Here is a 25329-nt window from a genome sequence, read left to right as displayed (position 1 = left end):
GTGCGTTGGTTTTTTTAAAGCTTTTCAGCGATTTTTTCTTTTTTGGTTAGTAATGAGGTAAAGAGATTGTTTTTTGCATCCTGCAGGTCTGCAAAACCCTGATCAACTTTCCCGAATAATCCTTCGACTTGTTCTACTTTTTTACCGATTCCGGCGATTAAATTCTTGTCTTTTTCTTCTTCAAGTCCATCTGAATAGATCTTAACTCGATAGGTAGGCTCTTTTTCCATTGGTGTCTCCTCCACTACTGCGACAGTCTTATTCACCTGAAGGTCTGGTAATTTCAAGGCAGGAACTTCTACCGGCTCTACTATCAATTCTTTTCCGTCCAATTCGACTTTGGAACTTGGTTCTGAGATTACTTCGGCTTGTGCCATTAGCTTTTGAGGAGGATTAGAATTAGATTTTTCTACTGTTTTCTTCTTTTCAACTTTTAATGGTTCAGAAATTGCGTTTTCTTCTGATGTTGGGACTTCCTCATTTTGGTTTTCGAAAGTGCTTTCAAGAATTGATTCTGTGGAATTTTGCTCCGGAATCTCTTGGGATTCTTGGTTCTCCTCCGCCAATAAAATCGGGTTTTGCTCTGTAACCTCATCTCGCAAAGTCAAATAACTCACTGAAAACATGATTGCTACCGCAGCAGCAACTGCCCACCACATGAAAGGAGTCTTGGTTTTCTCTTGCTTAGGAAGCTGACTTTCCAGTCTATCCCAAGCTAGTTTACTTGGTTTGATGCTGTCCTGGATTAGCTTTTCCTTGAAAAACTCATCCAGATTTGTATTATCTCTAGCCATTGATTGTCTTTTTATTAATAGTTTGACTGGCAATCTTTTCTTTCAAAGTATTCCTAGCCCTATTGAGTTGGGATTTGGAGGTACTTTCTGTGATTCCGAGGAGATCTCCAATTTCTTGGTGCGAATATCCCTCGATGGCAAAAAGGTTGAAAACAGTCCGGTAACCTACCGGTAGACTTCCGACCATATCTCTCAAATCTGCCACTTCGAGATGATTGAGTTCGTAGGAATGATCCTTATAATCAGTTTCATTTTCCATGTTGACCTCCATCATCAGATGACGATGACTTCTCAGTGTCATCAATGCTTGGGTGACGATGATTCGCTTCATCCAACCTTCAAAACTTCCGGTCCCTTGATATTGGGGGAGTTTGTCAAAGATTTTCATAAAGCCTTCGATCATCACATCCTCCGCATGCTCCCGATCTTTTAGATATCGGATGCAGATCGCCAAAAATTTTCCTGAGTAGGTATCATACAAATGCCGCTGGGCATTTCGATCGCCTTTTAGGCAACCTTGAATTAATCCTGACTCTGTTGAAAAATTGGTTCTGCTGAACATTGGTTTATGCTTTCAATGAGGTAGATGTCAGGTTTGATTAAATGGTTGCATGAACCGTGAAAAAAAGTTAAAAAAAATCCGGAAAAACGATTTTAAATTCAAGGTGTGTATATAATCTATTGATAAATAGATTTTTAAATATCTTTTCTTTATTGTGTTGCAATAGTTGTTATTTTTCGTTTTCGGTCTTTTTTTAAAAATACGCCTTGTAGGTGATTACGATATCTTTCTTTAGCCACTCTCCTTTTTTGATTTGAATTGGCTGAATATTGCCTTGACCATCAAAACTATTTGCAAAAAGGCCTCCCTCTTCGACTGTGAAAATGGAGTACTTTCCTGGACTTAATTCGATCGAATAATTTCCTGTTTCATCACTCTCAATACTTACAATAGCTTCTCCGGCAATAGAAGTAAACAGTCCATTTTGTTCTTTGACGTCCATTAAATTGGTAAGGGGATATATTTTTAAAGTACGTTTTACCGGAGTTCCTTTCGGATTGACAGAAGTAATGCTAGAATCTTTTTCAGATTTTATGGTAGGCATTTGATTCCCTTCCAACCAAGTGACTTTTCCCATTATACCCTGATTTTCGCTTTTTTGGGATTTACACTGGCTGAAGGTTATGCCAATCAGTATAACAAAAATACCAGAGGAGAAAATCGAGTTTATTATATTTTTCATCTGTTTATAATTTGATTTTTAATGGCCACATGGAATCTTCGCAAGCATTATAACCATAACTCTGTGTGTCGCTTTGGGTCATGCTCGATTTCATCTGTTTATAATTTGATTTTTATAGGTCATATAGCCTGCCCCGTCCCGATATATATCAGGATCGGGAGAATCTCGCATTTCTGTCCGATAACCATCGGGACATCACTCTGTATGTCGATTACGGTATGCTCGATTTCATATGCCACTAAATAAAATAACTGATTCCAGATAATTTGGAATGACCGTATTCCAACCTAATTCTTCATGAAGTTTTTTGGCTAAAACGGCTGAAGCTTCCTCTTCTCCGTGAACTACAAAGGCAACTTTCGGCTTCTCTACAAATCCTTCGGCCCATTCCATCAGTTCGTCTTGATCCGCATGGGCAGAGAGCCCATCGATACTGTAAATTTTGGCTTTCACCTGAACTGAATTCCCATAAATTTGAATTTGAGGTTCTCCATCCACTAATCTTCTTCCTCTAGTTCCTTCTGCTTGAAAACCCACGAAAATCACACCATTTTGCTCATAGGGCAACCGATTATATAAGTGATGGACAACTCTTCCCCCTGTTGCCATCCCACTGGCGGAGAGTATAATTGCATTTCCCCTGAATCCATTCAGAGATTTGGATTGCTCCTGCTTTTGGTAATAATGAAGCTGTGGATGCTTAAAAGGGTGTTGATCCTCTTCTTCCAAAACGGCATTCAATTTATGGTCTTGATGAAAATCCTGGTAAAGCTTTGTGGCATTAATCGCCATTGGAGAATCCAGAAAAATCGGAACTTTCGGGATTCTTCCTTTCTGCATAAGGTGAAACAAATAATACAGTACTAATTGGGTCCTGCCCACGGAAAATGCAGGTATAATCACTAGACCACCTCGGTCAAATGTGTCTAAAATGGCAGCAGCTAGCTCCTCGGAAGGCTTTACTGGAGGTTGTTTCCGATCCCCATAAGTAGACTCTATCCAAATGATATCAGCTTTTGGAATCAAAGTGGGCGGGAAAAGAATCGGGTCATGGTATCTTCCCAGATCTCCTGAAAACACCAAAGTTTTGGTTTGAGAATCCCCCTTAATTTTTATTTTGACTGAAGCGGCACCAAGAATATGACCTGCATGATAGAAGGTAACCAATATGGAATCATGAATTGAAAAAGGTTTTTCGAAAGGCTTCGGAACCAACATCGGGAATACCGCTTCGGCGTCCTCCTGAGTATAGAGTGGCTGAGGATCATCATGTCTGGAATAGCCTTTCTTTCTCGCATATTCAGCTTCTTCTTCCTGTAGTTTACCCGAATCCATTAAAAGGATTTTAGCAAGCTCGGCAGTAGCCTCTGTGCAATAGATAGGTCCTTTGAATCCTTGCTTCACAATCCTTGGAAGGCTGCCAATATGATCTAAGTGTGCATGAGTCAGTACTATAGCTTCCATTTCACCGAGAGGCATGGGGAATTTGTCCCAGTTCCGTTCCCGAAGTTCCCTTCTACCTTGGAAAAGACCACAGTCTACTAGAAATTCAAACTTACCAATGTCAATTAAATAGCGAGATCCAGTAACAGTACTTGCCCCGCCTAAAAACTTTACAGATACGTCCATATATTTTTTTGAGTTCGGCAAGAAGTTACAAAAAAAAAGCGCTCTTCTGAGCGCTTTTTAATTATTGATTTGTGTTAGTTGAATCCTTAAAGGGGACTTTACTGAGGCTGTCCAGCTTTTTTTTGTAATAAGCTGTAGAATCAATGTTTTTACTTTCTGCTTCTATTTCTTCAATTTCCCTTTCACAATTCAGGCATACCAATCCTTTTTCGTTGAATTTCCAAATCGTGGTTTCTGAAAGATCGGAAGATCTGTATCCATTTCTATAGATGGTGTTACGAAGGATTTCTAATAGCGAGCGCTCCATGATAAATGGCTTTTCATAAGGAATCTCTAAGATTAGATTGACTCGCTGATCACGGAATGTAGTCATAGAATTTAGATCAAAACCTTCATCAAAAGTGACCAATGAATCAAGAACTGTATATTGATACGTTAGAGACTTTGCATTTTCCATTGCTTCAGCTTTGGTTTTTCCTCTAGAGAAAAACTCTTCTCGAAGTACAACAGAACTATCGGCAGAACCTTCAATTCTAAGGTTGATTTGATTGAAATTTGCTTCATCACCAATAGGATTTAGCTGTAGAATCATCGTTTCACCTTTTATGGGGATTATCTCTTCGGTTTTATACCAGTTTTCTTCTTTAAACTGAACCACTATTCCGGGGATTTGAAATGCACAGATTCCTACGCAAAGCAACCAAAGCCCAAGAGCTACTAAACCAAATCTTCCTCCGATCAGGTTTTTTTGTGAAAGCACACTCAAACCTAGCATGATGATAATGATGCCCGGGATAATCAAAAGAAATGATGCACCGATTACAAGCCAGACCGGAATGAGATTGTTGAAGAGCTCGAATGGAAACTCAGCCATCAGGACCACAAAGTTGTCATTGGTAAACAATCCAAAGTAGACCATGAGAGCAATAATTGGAGCGACCGTCACAGATAATCCTACAAAGAAGACAATGAGTCCAAAGATCACCCGAACCACATTCAAGAAAAATCTACCTAGGGGACCTAAAGCACTACCAATTGCTTCAATGACTTGACCGATTATTCGGAAAGGTGTCAAGAGCACCGTTTTGGTCTTCGATTCGGGCATGATTGGGCCTGGATTCAGGTTTTCTTTTAAGGTTGAGTCGATATTATCCAAAGTGATTTCTCCACCTTTCATCCTAATTCGCTCTGTAATAGAGCTTGCAACCGGAGTAATAATCCATAAAATCAAATAGATCAGAAACCCAGATCCTCCAGCTGCTATAAGAAGAACAAACGCCAAACGGATGTAGATTACTTCAAAATTAAAATAGGCTGAAAGTCCACTGGCTACTCCTCCCAGTACTTTATCATCTGGGTTTCGATAGAGTTTTTTGATGTTTTTATCCTCACTGATCTCGTAAGAAACTGGAAGTATGATCCAAAGCACGATGTATGCGATTGCCGCAAATACGCCAAAGCTTAGATTAAGTCTAAAATCATCAAAAGGAAGAATATCGAGTGGCCCAAAATTAAACTTTAGATTACCGCTAAAGAGTAAAAGGATCGCAATAAGCCTAGTCCAAAGTGGGTCTATTGCAAAATAATGCGCAAAACCTGCACAGACACCTCCAAGGATTTTTTTGTTTTCAAGTCGGACTAGTTTTTTGTATCCGCCTTTTTCAGCATTTGGAGGAGTGACGTATTTGTAATAATCTTCGTCTTTCTCTTCAGAATCAAGATTGATCTTCTCATCCGACTTTTCATCTTCTATAGCTGCAAAATCCGCGACTGTTCCCATTTTCTCAATGAGTTTTTCGACATTTTCTGCAGAGATGACTTGCTTGTTGTTTTTCAGATTACTCAAGAAGATTTCGGCGATTCGATTTTCGATGTCGGAAATAATCTCCTGATTATCAGAATAGGAAGAGAAATGGTTGTTGATCGCGTCGAGATATTTTCGGAGCTGATCGTATCCATCTTCTTCGATGTGGAAGAGAATTCCACTGATGTTTATGCTTATCGTCTTTTTCATCTGTTTATAATTTGCTTTTTGATGGTCAGATGGAATCTCGCATGGTTGTTAATCATTACGATGTGTGACTTGTGAGTCATGCTCGATTTCATGTGAGTTTCATTTTTTTTTCTTCGGGTGGATTGACTAAGCTGTTTGGTATGCTATTCTTTCATTCCCTATCATCGAATCTCTTATTTCAATTCTTTGCAGTAATGGCTAGGGTAGAATTGACTAGCGAATTCCAGGTCTCCGAAAGCGTACTGAGAAAATCTTTTCCTTCCTCCGTGATAGAATAGTACTTTCGAGGTGGACCGGATTCAGATTCCACCCATCGGTATTCAACTAGCGAAGCGGACTTCAATCTGTTGAGTAAGGGATACAGTGTTCCTTCGACGACGATCATTTGAGCAAGTGTCAATTCATCGATTAGATCTGAAGTGTAAACCTCGCCTCGGGAGATAATATGCAAAACGCAAAATTCAAGTAGCCCTTTGCGCATTTGGATCTGTGTGTTGGCAACATTCATGGTGAGGTGATTATTTATTGATAGATAGGAATCTCGTATTCCCATGCACCAACTTTAAGAAAAATGATACCAATCTTTCTGTAGCTACCTTGTATAACCTAATTCCTTGCGATATAGAGTGGTTTTGGAATTCCTTGTTGCAAAAAATCCTTGTTTATTTGACTTAAGGGCACTTTTTTGATTTTGATATTTATTGAAAAATAAATTGGAAATATTTTTTTAAAAGCTCCTGAGATTAATTGCTTGTTAAAATGCGTACATTTTTATGTACGGTAGCGTACAGATATCTGATTAATTAAGAAGATTTTCATTCATCATTTAATTAGCTGAGTGATTTTGGTTTATTTTGGAACTGTGAAAAGCAGAAGTCTTGGTTTCCTTATTTTTATATTGCTCATTCCAGTATTTTGGAATGGAGCGAATCCGGCTTTCGGTCAAGATTTGTCTCCAAAATATTCCAATGAATTTCTGGCGATAGGAGTAGGAGCAAGGGCATTGGGAATGGGTGGAGCGCAAGTCTCAGCAGTAAGAGATGTAACAGCTGCTTATTGGAATCCTGCCGCTCTTATGGGGATTCAAAACAAGTATGAATTCAGTTTGATGCACTCAGAGTATTTTGCAGGAGTTGCACAATATGATTACCTGGGATTTTCTACCCCTATCAAAGGAGAAAGTCAAGTTGCTGTCTCCCTGATTCGTTTTGGAGTAGATGATATTCCGGATACGCGATTCCTTTACGACGCCAATGGTGCTTTGAATTATAATAATATTCAATTTTTCAATGCTGCAGATTATGCTTTGCTATTGAGCTATGCAAGAGATCTTTCAGATCATTTCAAGGTTGGGGCCAATGTAAAAGTGATTCACCGAAATGTTGGGAAATTTGCTCAAGCATGGGGGTTTGGACTCGATCTAGGTGGATTATATGTTCATAAGAAATTGACAGTTGGCTTAATGGTACGAGATATCACGACGACATTCAATGCTTGGTCTCATAATGCCGAGCTAGTCCGAGATATCTATGCTCAGACGAATAATGAGATTCCAGTAAATTCGGTGGAGCTCACCTTGCCGAGAGGAATTTCAAGCGTTTCTTATAATTGGAGGTTGGGCTCAGATTTTAGCTTGCTTACAGCCCTGGACTTGGATATGACTTTTGACGGTAATCGTAATACATTGATTAGTTCTGAGTTTGTTAGTATCGATCCCAAATTCGGATTAGAAGCTGGTTTTCAGAATATCGCATTTCTCCGCGCTGGAGTGGGAAATTTTCAATACATCAAAGATTTTGATGGGACAAAAAGTTTGAATTTTCAGCCCAGTATGGGAATTGGAGTTTTCTTGAGTGAGCGATTCCAGATTGATTATGCCTTATCTGATATTGGGAATGTGTCAGAAACACCCTATTCACATGTATTTAGTGTAAAAGTAAGTTTGGAGAGATTGGCTTCTGACTTTCGGAAATTTAAAAGTTGGGAAAATCAATGAGCAAAAAACTACTTTCCTTTCTGTCGTTTTTCAGTTTCCTGATAGGTGTTTCAGTTGCACAGCAAACCCCATGGTATAGCTATGATCAAACCTACTACAAGATTCCGACTGCCACAAACGGGATACATCGAATACCTGCTTCGGTGTTGACCAGCTCTGGGTTGAATTTGAATACGTTAGACCCAAACTCACTTCGGCTTTTCCACAGGGGAAAAGAAGTAGCGATCCATATCGAAGGAGGCAATGACGGAAGATTTGATGCAGCAGATTACATTGATTTTTATGGACTCCGCAATGATGGTACCCTCGATAAGTTGCTTTACACCAGTTTTGATTCTTTACCAAATCCCTATTTCAATACACATACTGACACTACAGCTTTTTTCCTAACTGTAACTCCAGATCAGGATGGAAAAAGAATGGCAGAACGTGCTTCGCCAGAAAATAACTTGCCGCTCTTAAATCAATATAGAACTGAAAAGCTCCAAGTTTTTTCGGAGCAATATTCTCTAGGAATAGGTTATGCTTTTGATTTTAGGCTATCTAAATATGACCAAGGACAAGGTTGGGTAAGCAGTATTATTACCAAAGGATCGACTAGACAGGTTACTTTTTCGGGATTAGGAGCTTTTCCAAACTCAGGGACAGCGAAACTGGAAATAGGTCTGGTTGGTAGATCGGCTAATGTTCATACTACTCGGATTCTTGCGGGGAGAACTGCTATAAGTCAAAGACAGGTTTCCTCGGTTACCTATTCAGGATATAGCTATCCTGTATTAAGTATAGACCTTGCGATTTCAGATTTTAATCCAAATGGCAGTATTGTCATAGGGATTCAGTCTTCAGGTGAGGAAAATGTGGACAATGTATCGGTGGCATATGCCAAAATCACTTTTCCAAAAAATATCCGCTCAGGTAATTTCACGAATGAATTATTTATTCTCCCTCCAGGGAATCAACGTATTCAATTGAATAGCTTGACTGGTAGTTATTTTGGGTTAGAGATTTCGGATCCCGAAAATCCAATGCGAGTAGGATTCACTGCTTCAGGACAGAATCTGGCTTTTCGGGCAGCAGTGCAAAATGATTCGAGTAAAATCTGGGTTCAAAATCAGGAATCAATTGTGACTGTTGAAGCTGTAGAACCTGTACAGTTTAGAAATGTACTTGCTCAGCCTTCCAATTATATTATTATCAGTCACCGCGAATTGGAAAAACCGAGCACTCAATATCCAAATCCAATTCTTTCCTATGCCGCTCACCGTGCGTCTCCCGATGGTGGAGGTTTTGACACCTTGGTTGTGCGAATGGAGGATCTGGTAAATCAATTTGCCTATGGAGAGAATTCACCTGTTGCGATTTTTGAATTTTTAAGATCTTATTATCCTATTCATAAGCCAACACACTTGCTTTTACCAGGTCGATCTTTAGCTATTTATTCTACTAGCAGAGTAGGAGGGGTAACTTATTTTTACCGAAATAATCCTTCGGCTTTTAGCTTTCAAGATCTGATTCCCCCTGGAGGATATCCTTTTTCTGATAATATTTATACACTCGGTTTGGATCCTGCTTATCCGGATTCACCTGCAATGGGTGTGGGGAGAATCCCTGCTAAAAATGCCCAACAGCTTGCAGATTATTTGGAAAAAGCGATCGAAAAGGATGCTGTAGGAGTTTCTGAACCTTGGCAAAAGGAAATGATTCACTTAGGAGGAGGGGTATCTGAGTTTGAACTAGAGCGATATTTCAACTGGCTGAATGGGTTTAAAAGTATTGCAGAAGCCCCGTTTTTTGGTGCAAATGTGACAACCTATCGAAAGCGGTCTAACTCTTCTATTGAGGTGATTGACATTACCGGTGATCTGAATGAAGGTAGATCGATGGTAACTTTTTTTGGGCATGGCTCTCCGACTATTATTGATATTGAGATTGGCTTTGCCTCAGACCCAACACTGAATTACCAAAACCGAAGTAAATATCCTGTAATGCTTTTCAACGGCTGTGACTACGGAAGTGCTTTTGGATCAGCTTATTCCCAAGGTGAAGATTGGGTGATCACTCCACAAAAGGGAGCGGCAGCAGTTATTGCTAATTCTTCAATCGGGGTAGATGTTTATTTGAGAAGATACTCTGAAACTTTTTATCAGACTGCTTTTGCAGATAGCACCTTGATCTATCGTACTCTTGGAGAGGTAAAGAAGGAAACTGAGAAGGAATTTATCGATCGTTTTGGTACTGGAGCATTGAATGTCTCCCATATGGAGCAAATGATTACGTTTGGAGATCCAGGATTACGGATTTTCCCGGCAGATAAAGCAGATTATAGCCTGAATTCTGCAGAAGTTTTTGTAGATAGTTTTGATGATGATCCGTTGTCTGTGCTTTCGGATAGTTTGAAATTATCATTTATACTTCGAAATATCGGTCGAGTGGATTTGGATTCCATATCCTACAAAATCAGGCGCCAGCTTCCTGACGGAACCTCGATTTCATATGCTGATGTTAAAATCCCATATGTTTCCCGCGCAGATACGCTTCAATTTACCATTCCAAACAATGGTTTGAATTCGGCAGGAGAAAACATCTTTTTTCTAGAAGTCAATCCTGAAAAGGAAGTGGATGAAATGACATTTGCAAACAATGCAGTTAGCTTTACAAAGTTTATTCCTCTAAGCGGTACTCTAAATTTAGCTCCGTCAGATTTCGGAATCGTGAGTCAACCTGAGGTGACTTTAGTGGCTCAAGTTCCGGGTAAAACGATAGAAGATCGGACGGTTATTCTCCAGTTGGATAGTGCAGCTTCCTTTAATACTGCTTTCCGAAAAGAGATTAGAATTACAACAAGAGGCCTTGCAGAATGGCTAGTGTCACTCCCAGGCACAAGTGATAGTTTGACGATCTACTGGAGATCCAGATTTCAAGAAGCAAATCCGGGTGAAACAGATGCCTGGACAAACTCTTCGTTTTCTTTAATTCCAAACGGTCCAAATGGTTGGACTCAACGGACAGTATCTCAATTGGAGAAAAGCCAGCTGACAAATTTGGAATACAATTCTGCAAAGAAATCTTGGGAATATTTGGAAGAAAAAATTGGAGTTGAGGTTTTTACAGTGGGTGCTGGAGTAGATTCTCTTTCTTTTAGAAACACTCAATTCTATCTAAATCAGATTCCTCAAATTTTGGATAACGTAAACAATGCCAATAGTAGACTTTGTCCAAATGGTTCTTTAGGATTGGTCGCGATTGAGCAGAAAAGCCTGTTGCCATACTTGGCGATTCCGGTTCCAGGTTTTGATATTCTTGATTCTAGAGCCTGCGGTCGTGTTCCACAGATGATTCAAAGCATTCAAAATTCCTGGATTACCACTCCGGGTCAGACAATTTTGATTGATTATGTAAATAATGTGAAACAGGGAGATTATGTGGTAATTTTTTCTGTGGGCAACGTCACTTTCGAATCTTGGCCAGACCTAGCAATTGAGAAGTTAAAAGAATTTGGTGCGACAGAAACTACATTAAGAGCTCTGAAAAATGGTGATCCGTATATTCTTTATGGTCGAAAAGGAATGCGACCAGGTGAGGCGATTGAGATCGTGGGAAATTTAAATTTGGAAGCACCGCCTCGTCAGCAGACACTTTCCTTTAATACCGATCTGACTGGTTATCTTACTTCAGGTACTATTTTGACACCAAGAGTGGGGCCTGCATCCAACTGGGAACGTTTTTTCCAAAATGTCAACGCAAGAACTTGGATCAATGAGGAAGAAAACACTCGGTTTGATATTATTGGTGTCAAGGAGAATGGAGAAGAAGATGTTTTGATTCCACAAGTTTTGGATTCAGAAGTTGATCTTTCTTTTATCGCTCCTAATATGTATCCGTATTTGCGATTGCGCTATTCGATGGATGATCCCAATTCTACTTCCCCTTCGCAATTAGACAAATGGCAAGTAAATTTTGACGGAGTTCCGGAAGGTGCTTTGATCTTGAAGTCTGCTCGGGAGCAAGTAGCGTTGAAAGAGGGGCAAAATGGAAGAGTAGAATTGCAGTTCAAAAATGTCTCCAGATATAATTTCCTCGATTCAATTCAGGTGGATTGGGAATTGACAAATGTGACTAGCCGAAAGGTAGAAAGCTTTTCAAAGAAATTCCCAGCTCTGAAAGCGGGAGAGTCATTTGATTTTACGATCGAGTTCAATTCCATCGGTAAGGTTGGTGAAAATCTATTGGAGATTTTTGCGAATCCTAGAATTCAGATGGAGCAGACTTTCCGGAATAATCAGGTGGATATGGGGGCATATTTCCTAGTCGAGGGAGATAATTCGACTTCACTTTTGGATGTGAATTTTGATGGTATTTATATTATGGATGGAGACATTGTCTCTCCAAATGTGCTGATCACAGCATTGTTAAAAAATGATCAAACTCTAATTTATAAAAAGGATACTCTTGGAATGGAGATTTTTCTGAAGCAAAACTGTGAAAGTTGCAACTTCTCCAAAATCAATTTTTCTAATCCTAATCTCACTTGGACTCCTGCATCAGAGGATTCTGATTTTAAAGTTTCACTGATTCCAGGACCATTGGAAGACGGAATTTATACTTTAAGAATCACAAATGAGGATTCTCAGCAGCCTTATGAGATCCAGTTTGAAGTTGTCAATGAGTCTCAAATCACTAATTTCTACCCCTATCCAAATCCATTCAGTACAAGTGTGAGATTTGTATTTACGGTGACTGGGATGGAAGTGCCTGACGAAATTAAGATTCAGATTATGACGGTGACAGGAAAAGTGGTCCGAGAAATTCTTCAAAACGAACTTGGACCAATCCGAATCGGAAATAATATCACCGAATATGCTTGGGATGGAAGAGATGAATATGGAGACCAACTTGCAAATGGTGTTTATATCTATCGAGTACTTATTCGGAAAAATGGTCAATTTATGGAGCATAGACCGACTGCTGGTGATAAGGCTTTCAAGAAGGGATACGGGAAGATGTATTTGCTCAGGTAAGGAAAGAAAGATTTAAGGACCTTTAAAACAGTGAGGATAAGCGTGTGAGGATTTTGAATTCAACTTTTTTTAATCCGCTCAACTGTTCTGAGAGATGTTTTGGAATGGCTAACTTCCAACATTGTAAAATCTTTGAATATCCTTCCCTTTTTTGTCATCTTTGAAGCATAAAGGATTTTTATCCTTATGATCTTAATAGGTGAGTAAACTTGCTTTTGAACACCCGCTTAATACTCCAAAGCAAAAACTCTAGCTTTAAATAACCTTAAAAATCAATTTTAATGAAATTTGGTACTAAAGCCATTCATGCTGGTGTCGAGCCAGATGCCTCTACTGGTGCGATCATGACTCCGATCTTTCAAACTTCCACGTATGTCCAGAAATCTCCGGGGAATAACTTAGGATATGAATATTCAAGAACTCATAACCCTACTCGAACCGCTCTTCAAAATAGCCTGGCGGCAATTGAAAATGGTAAACATGGGATTTGCTTTTCTTCAGGCCTAGGTGCAATTGATGCAGTTGTCAAACTATTTAATCCCGGAGACGAGATAATCTCTACCAATGACCTTTACGGAGGGACTTATCGGCTATTCACAAAGGTTTTTGAACGGTATGGAATTAAATTTCACTTTGTGTCAATGAGTGATCCTTCTGGAATAGAGCCTTATATCAATGTTAACACGAAGATGATTTGGGTGGAAACGCCTACCAATCCAATGATGAATATCATTGACCTCAATGGAATGGCAAAAATCAGCAAAGCGCATAACTTACTTTTGGCAGTGGACAATACTTTTGCTTCACCTTATCTTCAAAACCCTTTGGATCTTGGGGCTGATATTGTGATGCATTCGGTGACAAAATATCTTGGAGGTCACTCAGATGTGGTAATGGGCGCATTGGTTGTGAATGATGATGAGCTTGCTTCCCGTTTGGTATTTCTTCAAAATGCTTGTGGTGCTGTACCGGGCCCTCAGGATTGTTTCTTAGTTCTTCGAGGGATCAAAACCCTTCACTTAAGAATGGAACGTCACTCCCAAAATGGAAAAACTATCGCGGCTTATCTGAAAAATCATCCTAAAGTAGCTAAAGTCTACTGGCCTGGATTCGAAGATCATCCAAATCACGAGATCGCAAAGAAGCAAATGCGTGATTTTGGAGGAATGATTTCTTTTACTTTGGTAGGGAATCGTCTGGAAGATGCCAAGAAGGTAATGGAGAGTTTTGAACTCTTCGCATTGGCGGAATCACTTGGGGGAGTTGAATCACTCTGTGGACATCCTGCTACTATGACTCATGCGAGTATTCCGAGAGAAGAGCGAGAAAAAATAGGTTTGGTTGACTCTTTAATCCGACTGAGTGTAGGCGTGGAAGATGCCGAAGATTTGAAAAGGGATTTGGCTAACGCCTTGGGAAAAATCTAACTAATTTCCTGAAATCAAACGGAAACCGTTCGTGATTTGCGAACGGTTTTTTATTGGCTATGCGACTGTTGCGTCAGCTTAAGATTTTTCTGAAAAGAGACTTAGCTTGGTTCTCAGCTTGTATTGATAGCATTTTCTTTTCCTCTCTTAGATCCTTGGCCCATTTGAGATACTTTTTGGAGACATCCTGTTTTTCGGCCAAAAAGCCAGACAAGGATTGCAACGTAAGGTGATTAGAGTACCAAGGTTTGAGGTTGTCTTTCAATTCCTCGATTTCAAAATGGATAGAGGAGATAAAAATGGGATTAAAACCCAAGTGAATTAGCAGATTTTCAAAAATGATAATCTTGCGCAGACCTTCAAAAATATCCCTTAATACCATGCTGTCCATTTTTCCTTTAGCATCGATCGTGAAATATTCCAGTTCTTCTTGAATAATTTGATTGATAGCAGTATTAATCATCAGTGGCTTGATGCCTCGGCTAGCCTTTTCTGATTTCAGGTAAAAATCTTCCCAAGATTTCAACGTACTGCTCACCACCATATCAAATGTTTGGATGTAGAGCTGTTTTTTTTGCTGATCAAGAAATTCCCGATAGCCGGCATAGGTAAGTCCAGACCGGAGCTCTTGTTCGTTCAGCCTTTTTTCCACCAGTTTGAAATGGTGAATTTTTTGAAGATTTTTTTTCAGTTTTTTGAAGTCAGAATAGATATCGAACTCCAACCCTTCCTTTTGATAATGTACCTTGGCTAGAAGCTCGGCAAAGATTTCCAAAAAAATCATTTTCCCGGAAAGAGCAATTGCTTTTTTTGATTTGATCTGTTTACTCAATATTAGAAATAGATCTTTCGCCTCAAAAAACTGCTGCTCAAATACCTGGAAAACTGGAGAAAGAGTTCCTCGCATGGATTAAGAGATTCGTACAAGAGTGGCACCGTAGCCCCAATTATCTTTTTGTGTATCCTGAAAGTACTTAATATTTTGGACTTGACTTAGGCGGCTGTGGATTTCTTTTCGAAGCACTCCGTTTCCGACACCGTGAATAAAAGTGATTTGGTCCATTCCGGAGGCAATTGCCTGATCTAGGTTTTTCTCAAAGACGCCAAGCTGTATTCTCAGTATTTCAGAATTACTCATTTTGGATGCATCTGGGACCAATTGTTCGATATGCAAGTCTATAGTTTTCGGAGGTCTTTTGGTTTCTAATGGAGTAGGTTTTGTTCCAATTTCTTTTAAATCAGCATTCAATGCGCGAATGTCTAATTCCTTTGTAGTCTGCTCCAGTGCAAATAGGTAAGTGTTTTTGTCCAAGCGTGGAGCTTTGCTGAGATGCTTGAAAAACTGTGTCGGTTTCATTCGCATTTGCCGCTCAAATGCTGGTATAGCTTTTTCTAATTTGGATTGAATCGGAATAAACCTAAGGAGAAATGCGGGCCATTCATCCATTTCTTTCAAGAGTCGGTCATCGAATTTTTTGGCATCGCCAGCTTGGAGTTTGTCTGCAAAAAGCGTTCTGTGATTGCTTCCAAATACTTCCGATACGTGCGCGAGATAAGCTTGATGGCTATCATTGATAAGATAAAGACTCAGACTTTGGTCGTTTATTGGGAGAAAAGCGAGGTATAGCCCTTGATCCTTCGGGGCCGAAATCGGAACAGGTGTTTCCACAGGCAGATCTTCCAATGGCTTTGATCCAAAGTGCTTTTTTTCAGTCTCATGGACCAAAACCAACTCGTATTTTAAAACAGGGATAATAAATCCATCCTCTATCTCTACTTCGATTCTTCCGCTGGAGGAAATTCTTCGGATGACTCCTTCCTCATTTCCGTGAAGAAGTCGTACTCGGTCGCCGATGTTCATGAGTTAAGTGCTGATTTATAGGTGTCGATTGCGCGCTGTCTGGCAAATTTATGATCTACAATCGGTTTTGGATACTTATTGCTTCCCAATTCAGGAATCCATCGCTTGATATATCGTAGTTCTTTGTCAAATTTCTCAGTTTGTGACTCTGGGTTGAAGACTCGAAAATAGGGCTGAGCATCTGTACCAGTACCTGCAGCCCATTGCCAACCTCCATTATTGGAGGCCAATTCGTAATCCAATAATTTTTTTGCAAAGTAGGCCTCTCCCCATCTCCAATCGATTAATAAATGCTTGGTAAGAAAAGAAGCCACGATCATTCTTACCCGATTGTGCATAAATCCAGTGGTATTTAATTCCCGCATCCCGGCGTCGACAATCGGGTAACCAGTTTCACCTTTACACCAAGCCTCAAATTCTTCTTCATTATTTCTCCATGGAATCTGATCATAAGCTGGCTTAAAAGCTTGATCTACGACCTGTGGATTGAATGCCAGAATCATCATGTAGAATTCGCGCCAGATCAATTCGTTTAAATAAGTATCATTGAGTTGGGCAGCTTTTAGTGCAAGTTTTCGGATCGAAATAGTTCCAAATCTCAGGTGAATCCCAAGCCGAGAGGTGCCGTTTATTGCCGGGAAATTCCGATTTTGATCGTAGTGTCTGATTAGCTCTTCATCTGCGCTATTTGATGGGATTTTAATATCTGTAGTTTCAAAAGCCATTTCTTCAAGAGAAATAATAGGCATCGGGTCACATTCGTACAGATTCTTCCAATTATGCGAAGGGAGTGGCTCGATTTTATCCTCTTTGAATTTGCTGAGCCAAACCCTGCTAAATGGAGTGAAAACTTTGTAAAATTCTCCAGAACCGTTGAAGATCTCTCCTGGCTCATAGATCATTTGATCTTTGAAAGTGAGGAATGGGATTCCTCTCTCACCCAATAGTTTATCTACTGCTTGGTCTCGTTCTTTGGCATAGGGTTCATAATCTCTATTTGTGTAGACAGCTTGAAGCTCGTATTCTTTGCTCAAAGATTTATAAACCTCTTCCGGATCACCATACTTCACCAGAATGGAACTGCCTTTCGATTTCAGCTTCTCACTAAGATTTTTGATTTGATCATGGATAAACTCTACCCTTGCATCTGCTTTGTCCTCCAGTTTGTCCAGGATATTTTTGTCGAAAATAAAAAGTGGCAGAACATTTTTTTCCTGCTGAAGGGCGTAAAAAAGGCCAGTATTGTCTTCCAGTCTCAAGTCACGTCTAAACCAGAACAGTGTGATTTTTTCCATTGATTTTTTTATAAAAAAAGATAAAAACTTCAGAATTGTTTTAAATTCTTCTTTCTCGGTAAAGTGTCAGGTTCCGCAATAGGGGGTGGAGGAATCCTATTAAGCGAATCTATTCTATTTTCTACCGGTTCCAAATCGATTGGATTCCATTTTTCCCCATTTTCATAATTATATCTCAAGAAATCATCCGTGTCATTGATTCGTAGTCGCTCTTGTTTTCCTTGGGTGATTTTTTTGAACAGCTCTGAAAAAGAGTTGAAAGAAATATTCTGAGACAAAGAAACCCCATATGTGGCAACATTTTTAGAAAGTGACAGTGAGGTGAAGGTATTGAAATTGTTCCGGTTGAAAATCCTGATACGGTAAACACCATCTTCTGTGAGAAGATATTCTGCTTGCCAGTCGCCTATAATTGATGCTGCTTGAGCGTTTCCCCTATTGTCAGTGAATCCACCGTCTCTAGAAACGCGTAGCCTCCCATCAAGAAATGTGTAAGCCACACTGAGTTGGAAGGTCTCTAGCGTACTTTGATCCAAAGAGGCAAGATCAAAATTCACCTCCAAGTTTTTGTCCACCTGTCCAAGAAAGTTATTCAGTTGGGAAGAAAGCAATTGACCCAAGCTGGAAGTGATCGTAGATGTGCCGCTAAACTGACCCTCTGGAGAAAATCCACGAGTCATAATAACTGAGAATACCTGCCGATTCATTTCTTGTTCATCATTAGCGATTCGATTTTGGAATGCAGAGATGGTTGTTTGCACATCTCCGCTCGGAGGGAACTCAGAGAAATCAAACCCGAAGGTGATATCAGGAGAAAGTAATTCTCCATTCAAATTCATGATTACATCGACGGGATATCGTCTACTCGAGGTGGTTTCGTTATCTGTGGCAGATGAGGAGGCGAGCAGTGGCTGTATAGAGACATTTTCAGTATATTCTGCTGTCAGATTCATAATGCCTTGATAAGGATCGCCATACCAAGTAATTCTACCGCCAGGCCTGATTGTGAATTTCTTCTTCACCACATTGTAAAGTGAGAAATTATACTCTCCCTCTGAAATCTCATAAGTGCCTACTAGGCTGAAATTGCCCTGAGTATCGATATTCATAGTCAGTACTCCAGATCCTCTACCGCTTATGCCTTCGCCTGTTTTCGGATCAATTATGATCTCAGCATAAGCATCTGGATTAATATCCAAGACAAAGTTCATTCGAATATTATCAATGTCTAAGCGATTGATATCTTCTGCGATTTTTTGAATTCGGACTGTGTCTTGAATATTAATGAGGTTAATAAAGTCCTCCTGGCTTTGAGAAGAACTACTTCCCAAAGGAATATAAATACGGGTATTTGGCTTGCTTACAGCATTTGCATTAATATCAAGATTGGAGGTAGTACCTTTTACATCCACGGTACCTGTCACAAATGCTGACCCATAGAATGTGTCAGAGTTTTTCTCAGTAGTATTGAGAATGTGAAAATCTGTAAGTCTGGAACTTATATCAAGTACGATATTACGGAAGCCTTTATGGTTCAATCCTCCTTGTAGAGTTGCGATATTATCGAATTCATCGCGTAAGCTTACTTCTTGTAAGCTGATTTGAGTTGGTTTGAATAGTATGTTTCCGTTTAAGGTATAGGAAGTATTCAGATAGTTTACTTTGACCAATCCATCACTAATGCGACCGCGTCCTTCAAGTTCGGGAATGGCGGTGGTTCCTCCAATTTTAATATTGCCAGTGACGGTGCCTCCCAGTTCTGAAATATAATTGGACAGGAAGGGTTCAAAAATGATCAGATTAGCTTCTGTCAATTGAGCATTCATGTCCAAATCTTGTTCTGCCAACCCTATTGAGCCATCTATGTCGATTGATTTGGCTCCATCCAATGTATTTGTTAGAGACAATAAAATTCGCTCTGGCCCCATATTTAGATCTGCTTCTAAATTTCCGATTGGAAATTGATTGATGGAAAGGTCATCTAAAGTCAAATTTCCAGAAATAAGTGGATCGGCGTACAATTGTTCAAACGAGACGATTCCATTTGCTTGACCTTCAAACTCTTGGGGTAAAAGTGTGTTGAGCAAATCAATATTTACATTATGGATGCTTAGATTCAATTGATCATCAGGAGATTCTCCAATTTTACCTTCCAAGGCTATGAATTGATCTTCGCTTAATACTTTGACATTCTCAAAGGTTAATTGTCCTGGGATCACCGTGATTAGGTTTTCAGAATCAAACTGCCATACTTGATTTAATACTTTTAGCGAAGAAGGAGCAAATGTCAATTTGGTATTTTCAGTTGAAAACTGTGCAGTAGCGTTGATTCTCGCAGCACTTTGGGTAGAATCCTGATCTAAAGAAAAGTCTAATTCCATTTGATTCTCATTCCATATCCCCTCAAAACCGAGATCGGTGAATTCCAGCGTTTTGCTCATTTGTTGTTTTTTTGAAAAAACATAGAAAGAAGCAAGGATGTCCTCACTGTTAATCAGTTTGGAGGTATTGAAATCAATATTTGTAGCAAAAGCTGTTTTGCCATGATAGCTCAAGGTGTCAATACTAGTGAATAGGTTGAAAATTGTGTTTTCAGGAGTTTGATAGAAAGCACCTTCCAGAATCGTGTTTTTGGATAGACTCCAATCCGGCTGAAATAACTGGATGATCGGGTTCATATCGATCAGTTTTAGATTCAGATCCAGATTATATGATTCTGAGAAATTTTTCTCCAGGTCAGCAATAGGCTGTTCCTCATTAAGAATAATTGAGGCATATTGGTCAAATAAGATCTGGAGATCACTTCCCATTTGCTCCAGATTAAACTGACCTGATGCAGCTGCGACGATGTAATCAGAGTTAAGCGAGAGTGTTCGAGTACCACCCGCAAAAAGGGATTGAAAGAAAAAATCTCCTATATCTAGAAAACGGTCCTCATACCCGATTTTTAGGTCTTGGACTTTGGCGATTCCTTGAATGTCATCAATTTTAATTCCCCTACTATCGATATTCAGGTTTCCACTGATGAAGTTTAATTTTGAAGAAAGATTGAGATTACTGACTAAGGCTGTATCAATATTGAGATTTAGTCTGATAGAGTCATTTGCTCCTTTCAAATTTGCCTCGCCGGTGGCCGTTAGCTTCAAATTGGGGTCGGCAATACTCAAGTTGCCTTTGAAGAGGTCCAGGCCATAGGTCGCATCCGTATTGATATTGGTATAATTGTAATTTTTGATCCCGATTTGCGAAATCTGTGCATCGATATCGAGCAGGAGATTTTCTATAGTGTTTCCATTTGCATTTACATTTCCGCTTAGACTTATTTTTTGAAGTAGTTCGCGGTCTTCAGATATGATCCCAAGGTCCAGATTGTCTACAGAAATCTTTGATACGATACTGGGCAACATATTTATCAGGTCATAATTTATTCTTCCTGAAATATCCCCTATACTGGTTTTGAATTCTCCATTTGTGGTGAACCTGTTTAGAAAGCCAATAAAGTCCGCAGTGATTCTTATGTTATTGAATTTGTTGATCTCTTTCTCAATATTTTCCGGTATGTAGGGAGCAAGATCACGCGCAAGAATTGTCGAGTTTTTTAAGGAAAGATTGATGTAAGTGTTTTCAATATCAGGAAGACCATCAAGTTCAAAAGTTCCAAATATTGCTGTTTTTGCACCGAAACGAATTAAAAATTCGTTGGATTTGATGTCAGAAATCGGTCCAGTGATTTTTCCTGAAAGGAAAATCTCATCATTTATATCCGGAAGGCTTGGCGCAAATAGCTTGAGATCCCTCAAATCAAGTTTTGATTCTTCCAGATTGGCTATAATGACTACTTCATCAATAAAGTTAGATAAAGAAGCAGGAGAAGCGTATTGAAATCTTAGATAATCTTTGAGGTAACTATTCTTAGTTTTTAGGCTGAGTTGATCAAACTCCATATACTCTGAAGCAAAAATAAAATTTGTTTTGAGCTCTTGAATCTGAAAATCAGAACTGCTTTCAATCCCTGTCAGGATTTTGATATCGACTCCAATTTCATCTCCGTTTATCCTGAAATTTTGAGCATTAGCGGTGATTTCTTTAAATCTAAGTCTGTTGTAGTCTAGACCGTCGGTGATTGGTTCAGTATTGTAATCGACCAAGAAAAATTCAGATTTTCTTAATTCGACTCCTCCTATTTCGAATCTCGTAGCTCCTCCTGACGTACCTCCCCCAAATCGATTATTGAGCTCATCAATCCATCTGTTGATGTTCAACGAAGAATCTCCGGAATGAGTCAATAGGTGTATTTTGGCAGTTTCTATCCTTACAAAATCTAATGCAGGGAACCCAGGCGGAAGCAAAGATGAAATCTGAAAATCAGCAATAATCGCATCTGCTGAGATCATGGTACTATCACGATGGTCTGTGATTTCCACCGCCTTGAGTTCAATAGAATCCCACCAATTCAGTTTGATTCTTCCAATCTCCGTATGGAATTCAGAATTATTATTTAGGAAATTTGTTACTCGGTCAATAGCCCAATTCTGCACTGATGTGATCTGTAAGCAGAGGGCTACAGTAATCAAAAGCATAACAAGAGAAAAGATCGTCCAAGCGATCACCCGAAATGCTTTATGCAAAAAATCCGTAACTTTCGAGTTCTTTTCCAATGGGTACCAACAATATCGTTATTTTAGCAATCGAGTCTTCTTGTGATGAGACTTCAGCCTCAATTATTAAAGACGGCAAAGTACTTAATAATATTGTCGCGACACAATCAGTACATGAAAAATACGGAGGGGTAGTTCCCGAGTTGGCATCACGTGCTCATCAGGAAAATCTTGTCCCAGTGGTTCAGGAGGCGATTTTTTCCTCCGGAATTAGTAAAGATGAACTCAGTGCGATCGCTTTTACTCGTGGGCCTGGTTTGATGGGCTCGCTGTTGGTTGGAGTTAGTTTCGCGAAAGCCTTGGCTTACGCCCGAGGGATTCCTTTGATAGAAGTAAATCACATGCAAGCGCATATTTTGGCTCATTTTATAGATGAACCAAAACCCCAATTCCCATTCATCTGTTTGACAGTAAGTGGTGGGCATACGCAATTAGTACTTGTGAAAGATCATCTTGATATGACTGTAATCGGAGAAACTCAGGATGATGCGGTAGGAGAGGCATTTGATAAAACCGCAAAATTACTCGGTTTGCCATATCCTGGAGGTCCTTTGATCGACCGCTATGCTAAGGAAGGAAACCCAAAAGCATTTGCATTTCCGATCACTAGAATGCCTGGATTGAATTACTCTTTCAGTGGTATCAAAACGGCAGTTTTATATTTTCTACGTGATCAATTGAAAGTGAATCCAAACTTCATAGATGAAAATCTATCTGATCTTTGCGCAAGCATTCAGTATTCTCTGATTGAAATGTTGCTTATCAAATTGATGGCGGCGGTAAAGGAGTATGGAGTAAAAGAAATTGCTATAGCGGGAGGAGTTTCTGCGAATTCAGGCCTGAGAGATACACTTTCAGATCTAGCGCAAAAAAAGGGATGGAACTTATTCATTCCAAAATTCGAATACTGTACAGACAATGCGGCGATGATAGCCATAGCCGCTCATTACAAATATCTCAAGGGAGACTTTTCATCACTGGATGTGACTCCACTTGCTAAAATGAAACTCTGATCCATGGCCAAGGATTCCAAATTTGATAAAATCGTTAACATCAAGAATAAGAAAGCTAGCTTTCAGTTTGAGTTTGTGGATACCTATGTGGCCGGAATGGTCTTGAAGGGTACCGAAATCAAATCAATCCGGGAAGGGAAAGTCTCGCTTACAGAATCGTTCTGCATTTTTCTTGACGATGAACTTTACGTGAGACAGATGCATATCGCACCCTATTCAATGGCTGCTAGTTACAATCACGTTGCGATTCGAGATCGAAAGCTACTTCTGAGCAAGCGAGAACTTGAAAAACTCCAAACTAAGTCTCAGGAAAAAGGGCTTACAATCATTCCAGTTCGTATATTTATCAACGACCGAGGCTTAGCAAAAATGGAAATTGCGCTGGGTCGAGGAAAGAAAACTCATGACAAGCGACAGGATTTGAAGGAAAAAGATGCAAAAAGAGAAATTCAGCGAATGGCCCTTAACTGATGTTTTTGGGATCTGCCGACAAACGATCCTTCCAATTTACCGCCAACCGACATTTGATTCTGCATTGGTGACCCAGCTATTGTTTGGGGAATGCTACAGAGTCATCACTGTGAGTAATGATCAGCAATGGTTCAAGATTCTCTATGAGGATACAGGGTTTAGCGGGTATATTCCTTCTAAGTTGCTCAAGGAAATTCCTGCCAACGATTATCAGATCTATTTAACGAATGATTTTCAGATTGTTACCAGCCCCATAGCTGCAATTGAATATCTAGGTACTAACCTTTATTTACTTCCCGGAAGCCGTCTTCATTTTTCAGATCTAGAACTTTTCAATTGGCGAGATCATATCGGCTTTACAGGCTCAGTTCGTAGTCATGCTTTTCGTGCTGACAGAGATCAGCTAATAGAAATTGCCACAAAATACATCAACTCCCCTTTTCAACCCGGTGGAAGAAGTATTTTTGGGTTGGACGAAGAGCAAGCTTTTCCGCTTATTTTTATGATAGCAGGTTATGCTTGGAAAGCCGGGAAATTGCCGGGTAAAATGGTGGCTGCAGAGGAAGTATTACCGGGTGATATTATGATTTTGACTGAGTCGAATATCGAAAAACAACGCTTTGCAATCTACCTTGGAGCTGAGGAAGTCCTTTGGATGGACAATCGAATGCGGGTTTCGGATTTTGATGAATGGCTATCTTTTGCGAAAAACATTCCCGGTAAACAGCTCGTTTTGGAATCTCGAAGTATATTGGATTAGCATGGAAAAGCGGGTATTGGTACTTAATCTAGATCACTCCCCAGTGGCTGTCATCACGCCACAAAAAGCTATAGTGCTTTTACTTTTGGAGAAAGCGAGCTGTCTTTCAGTTTACGAATTATTGAAGATTCGAACAGTGACAAGAAGCTACGATTATCCTGCGGTAATTTGCTTGAATCATTATAAAAACATCCCTTTTCGTGGAGTCCTTTTAAATAGAAACAATCTTTTCCGAAGAGATAAAGGGGAATGCCAGTATTGTGGAAGTAAAAAACAACTCACGCTAGACCATGTTATCCCAAGGTCAAAAGGTGGTAAATCCAATTGGGTCAATTTAGTCACAGCTTGCCACCGATGTAATGTGATTAAAGGAGATAAGTCTCCCGAACAGGTTGGGCTTCATCTCAAAACGGTCCCATTTAAGCCTACCTTGTCCTATTTTTTAGCAGAATATGCAGAACGTCAAGCTGAGGAATGGCTACCGTTTTTAGATAGTAAGGTAGTTCAGTAATTAATTTTTTGTATTTCATCTATTTGAATTTGTTACGTATTTCGATTTTGTTTGAATATCAAATAATTATGTTTTTTTGGCAGAGTAATTGTCTTTATTAGAAATATGAATCTATCTTTTATCTTCTCGCTTCTTTTCGCAGTAACTCTTGGTACTGCTGAGATCCAATTGCAACAACTTCTTGGAAAATGGCAACTTGTTTACTTTGATGGAATTGAAAGAGTTAAAAAATCTCCTCAATACCAATCCTCCGATTCGGCCATGCGAGCCAATATTGAATACAAGATCAAGTCGAGATTGGAAAATACCGTGTATGATTTTATTCCGGGCGATAGTCTGCTTTATACCGATTATGAAAACAGTATAATCGTGATGAAAAAGGCTAAAATAGAACTGAAAAAAGATAACGTGTTGACGATCTTCGATGGCAAAGAAATGCGTGAAGCCAAGATTTTGGAACTTGATGCGGATAGAATGGTGCTAGAACCTGTTTCCTCAAATCCAAATGGTGGGGGCAAATTAATTTTTGAAAGAGTTATTGAAAAAGAGAAAGAGTAAGTTCTATCTCTTAAAAAAAGACCGCAAACAAATGATGCTTGCGGTCTTTTTTTTATGAATATTTTTAGAAATTTTTTCTT

The 25329-nt window shown here is 39.5% G+C and carries 18 protein-coding genes; 8 read left to right on the top strand and 10 right to left on the bottom strand.

Going from position 1 to position 25329, the window contains the following annotated elements:
- Window positions 1–14: 14 nt before the first annotated feature.
- The 6 genes from P8O16_RS03425 to P8O16_RS03400 all read right to left on the bottom strand — a co-directional run bounded on the left by P8O16_RS03425 (window position 15) and on the right by P8O16_RS03400 (window position 6189).
- On the bottom strand, window positions 15–794 hold the full coding sequence (locus tag P8O16_RS03425) for a hypothetical protein (protein ID WP_300310888.1): 780 nt from the start codon (window positions 792–794) through the stop codon (window positions 15–17).
- Window positions 787–1356, bottom strand: a complete 570-nt coding sequence (locus P8O16_RS03420) for a sigma-70 family RNA polymerase sigma factor (protein ID WP_300310886.1) — start codon at window positions 1354–1356, stop codon at window positions 787–789. Before P8O16_RS03420 ends, P8O16_RS03425 begins: the two co-directional genes overlap by 8 nt.
- A gap of 193 nt (window positions 1357–1549) precedes the next feature.
- Window positions 1550–2038 (bottom strand): carboxypeptidase regulatory-like domain-containing protein, encoded by a 489-nt coding sequence (locus P8O16_RS03415; protein ID WP_300310884.1) that lies wholly within the window; start codon window positions 2036–2038, stop codon window positions 1550–1552.
- 228 nt (window positions 2039–2266) lie between these two features.
- On the bottom strand, window positions 2267–3667 hold the full coding sequence (locus P8O16_RS03410; protein ID WP_300310882.1) for an MBL fold metallo-hydrolase: 1401 nt from the start codon (window positions 3665–3667) through the stop codon (window positions 2267–2269).
- Between the two features lie 61 nt (window positions 3668–3728).
- Window positions 3729–5681, bottom strand: a complete 1953-nt coding sequence (locus P8O16_RS03405; protein WP_300310881.1) for a PspC domain-containing protein — start codon at window positions 5679–5681, stop codon at window positions 3729–3731.
- 178 nt (window positions 5682–5859) lie between these two features.
- On the bottom strand, window positions 5860–6189 hold the full coding sequence (locus P8O16_RS03400; RefSeq protein WP_300310879.1) for a PadR family transcriptional regulator: 330 nt from the start codon (window positions 6187–6189) through the stop codon (window positions 5860–5862).
- Between the two features lie 387 nt (window positions 6190–6576).
- Here P8O16_RS03400 and P8O16_RS03395 point away from each other — a divergent pair, with 387 nt between their 5' ends.
- The 3 genes from P8O16_RS03395 (at window position 6577) to P8O16_RS03385 (ending at window position 14122) form a co-directional block, all read left to right on the top strand.
- Complete coding sequence (locus P8O16_RS03395; protein ID WP_300310923.1) at window positions 6577–7677, top strand: PorV/PorQ family protein; 1101 nt, start codon at window positions 6577–6579, stop codon at window positions 7675–7677.
- On the top strand, window positions 7674–12695 hold the full coding sequence (locus P8O16_RS03390) for a C25 family cysteine peptidase (RefSeq protein ID WP_300310877.1): 5022 nt from the start codon (window positions 7674–7676) through the stop codon (window positions 12693–12695). The genes P8O16_RS03395 and P8O16_RS03390 overlap by 4 nt, the downstream gene beginning before the upstream one ends.
- 281 nt (window positions 12696–12976) lie before the next feature.
- On the top strand, window positions 12977–14122 hold the full coding sequence (locus P8O16_RS03385; protein ID WP_300310875.1) for a cystathionine gamma-synthase: 1146 nt from the start codon (window positions 12977–12979) through the stop codon (window positions 14120–14122).
- Window positions 14123–14195: 73 nt separating this feature from the next.
- Here the strand turns inward: P8O16_RS03385 and P8O16_RS03380 are convergent, their stop codons facing one another.
- The 4 genes from P8O16_RS03380 to P8O16_RS03365 are packed head-to-tail and all read right to left on the bottom strand — an operon-like array spanning window position 14196 to window position 21906.
- Window positions 14196–15029: a hypothetical protein gene (locus P8O16_RS03380; RefSeq protein WP_300310873.1), complete on the bottom strand. Its 834-nt coding sequence runs from the start codon at window positions 15027–15029 to the stop codon at window positions 14196–14198.
- A gap of 3 nt (window positions 15030–15032) precedes the next feature.
- On the bottom strand, window positions 15033–15983 hold the full coding sequence (locus P8O16_RS03375; RefSeq protein ID WP_300310871.1) for a Smr/MutS family protein: 951 nt from the start codon (window positions 15981–15983) through the stop codon (window positions 15033–15035).
- Window positions 15980–17278: a deoxyribodipyrimidine photo-lyase gene (locus tag P8O16_RS03370; RefSeq protein WP_300310869.1), complete on the bottom strand. Its 1299-nt coding sequence runs from the start codon at window positions 17276–17278 to the stop codon at window positions 15980–15982. Before P8O16_RS03370 ends, P8O16_RS03375 begins: the two co-directional genes overlap by 4 nt.
- A 29-nt stretch (window positions 17279–17307) precedes the next feature.
- On the bottom strand, window positions 17308–21906 hold the full coding sequence (locus P8O16_RS03365; protein ID WP_300310867.1) for a translocation/assembly module TamB domain-containing protein: 4599 nt from the start codon (window positions 21904–21906) through the stop codon (window positions 17308–17310).
- Window positions 21907–21935: 29 nt separating this feature from the next.
- Here P8O16_RS03365 and tsaD point away from each other — a divergent pair, with 29 nt between their 5' ends.
- The 5 genes from tsaD (at window position 21936) to P8O16_RS03340 (ending at window position 25249) form a co-directional block, all read left to right on the top strand.
- Complete coding sequence (gene tsaD, locus P8O16_RS03360) at window positions 21936–22949, top strand: tRNA (adenosine(37)-N6)-threonylcarbamoyltransferase complex transferase subunit TsaD (RefSeq protein WP_300310865.1); 1014 nt, start codon at window positions 21936–21938, stop codon at window positions 22947–22949.
- A gap of 3 nt (window positions 22950–22952) precedes the next feature.
- Window positions 22953–23420: an SsrA-binding protein SmpB gene (gene smpB, locus P8O16_RS03355; RefSeq protein ID WP_075352472.1), complete on the top strand. Its 468-nt coding sequence runs from the start codon at window positions 22953–22955 to the stop codon at window positions 23418–23420.
- Window positions 23383–24180: a hypothetical protein gene (locus P8O16_RS03350; protein WP_300310860.1), complete on the top strand. Its 798-nt coding sequence runs from the start codon at window positions 23383–23385 to the stop codon at window positions 24178–24180. The genes smpB and P8O16_RS03350 overlap by 38 nt, the downstream gene beginning before the upstream one ends.
- A 1-nt stretch (window position 24181) precedes the next feature.
- Window positions 24182–24691, top strand: coding sequence for an HNH endonuclease (locus P8O16_RS03345; RefSeq protein WP_300310858.1), 510 nt, complete (start codon window positions 24182–24184; stop codon window positions 24689–24691).
- A gap of 105 nt (window positions 24692–24796) precedes the next feature.
- The gene (locus tag P8O16_RS03340) at window positions 24797–25249 is read left to right on the top strand and encodes a hypothetical protein (protein ID WP_300310855.1); all 453 of its coding nucleotides are present in this window, start codon (window positions 24797–24799) and stop codon (window positions 25247–25249) included.
- The last annotated feature ends 80 nt before the right edge of the window (window positions 25250–25329 follow it).

It is taken from the genome of Algoriphagus sp., assembly GCF_029254265.1.
GTDB lineage: Bacteria > Bacteroidota > Bacteroidia > Cytophagales > Cyclobacteriaceae > Algoriphagus.
This window is presented reverse-complemented; position numbering and strand designations above follow the sequence as displayed.

What these genes read in the sequence shown, in the direction of transcription:
- P8O16_RS03425 (WP_300310888.1), bottom strand. Translation starts at nt 794, where the DNA reads ATGGCTAGAGATAATACAAATCTGGATGAGTTTTTCAAGGAAAAGCTA.
- P8O16_RS03385 (WP_300310875.1), top strand. Translation starts at nt 12,977, where the DNA reads ATGAAATTTGGTACTAAAGCCATTCATGCTGGTGTCGAGCCAGATGCC.
- P8O16_RS03400 (WP_300310879.1), bottom strand. Translation starts at nt 6,189, where the DNA reads ATGAATGTTGCCAACACACAGATCCAAATGCGCAAAGGGCTACTTGAA.
- P8O16_RS03410 (WP_300310882.1), bottom strand. Translation starts at nt 3,667, where the DNA reads ATGGACGTATCTGTAAAGTTTTTAGGCGGGGCAAGTACTGTTACTGGA.
- tsaD (WP_300310865.1), top strand. Translation starts at nt 21,936, where the DNA reads ATGGGTACCAACAATATCGTTATTTTAGCAATCGAGTCTTCTTGTGAT.
- P8O16_RS03405 (WP_300310881.1), bottom strand. Translation starts at nt 5,681, where the DNA reads ATGAAAAAGACGATAAGCATAAACATCAGTGGAATTCTCTTCCACATC.
- P8O16_RS03350 (WP_300310860.1), top strand. Translation starts at nt 23,383, where the DNA reads ATGCAAAAAGAGAAATTCAGCGAATGGCCCTTAACTGATGTTTTTGGG.
- P8O16_RS03370 (WP_300310869.1), bottom strand. Translation starts at nt 17,278, where the DNA reads ATGGAAAAAATCACACTGTTCTGGTTTAGACGTGACTTGAGACTGGAA.
- P8O16_RS03340 (WP_300310855.1), top strand. Translation starts at nt 24,797, where the DNA reads ATGAATCTATCTTTTATCTTCTCGCTTCTTTTCGCAGTAACTCTTGGT.
- P8O16_RS03420 (WP_300310886.1), bottom strand. Translation starts at nt 1,356, where the DNA reads ATGTTCAGCAGAACCAATTTTTCAACAGAGTCAGGATTAATTCAAGGT.
- P8O16_RS03380 (WP_300310873.1), bottom strand. Translation starts at nt 15,029, where the DNA reads ATGCGAGGAACTCTTTCTCCAGTTTTCCAGGTATTTGAGCAGCAGTTT.
- P8O16_RS03415 (WP_300310884.1), bottom strand. Translation starts at nt 2,038, where the DNA reads ATGAAAAATATAATAAACTCGATTTTCTCCTCTGGTATTTTTGTTATA.
- P8O16_RS03390 (WP_300310877.1), top strand. Translation starts at nt 7,674, where the DNA reads ATGAGCAAAAAACTACTTTCCTTTCTGTCGTTTTTCAGTTTCCTGATA.
- smpB (WP_075352472.1), top strand. Translation starts at nt 22,953, where the DNA reads ATGGCCAAGGATTCCAAATTTGATAAAATCGTTAACATCAAGAATAAG.
- P8O16_RS03345 (WP_300310858.1), top strand. Translation starts at nt 24,182, where the DNA reads ATGGAAAAGCGGGTATTGGTACTTAATCTAGATCACTCCCCAGTGGCT.
- P8O16_RS03375 (WP_300310871.1), bottom strand. Translation starts at nt 15,983, where the DNA reads ATGAACATCGGCGACCGAGTACGACTTCTTCACGGAAATGAGGAAGGA.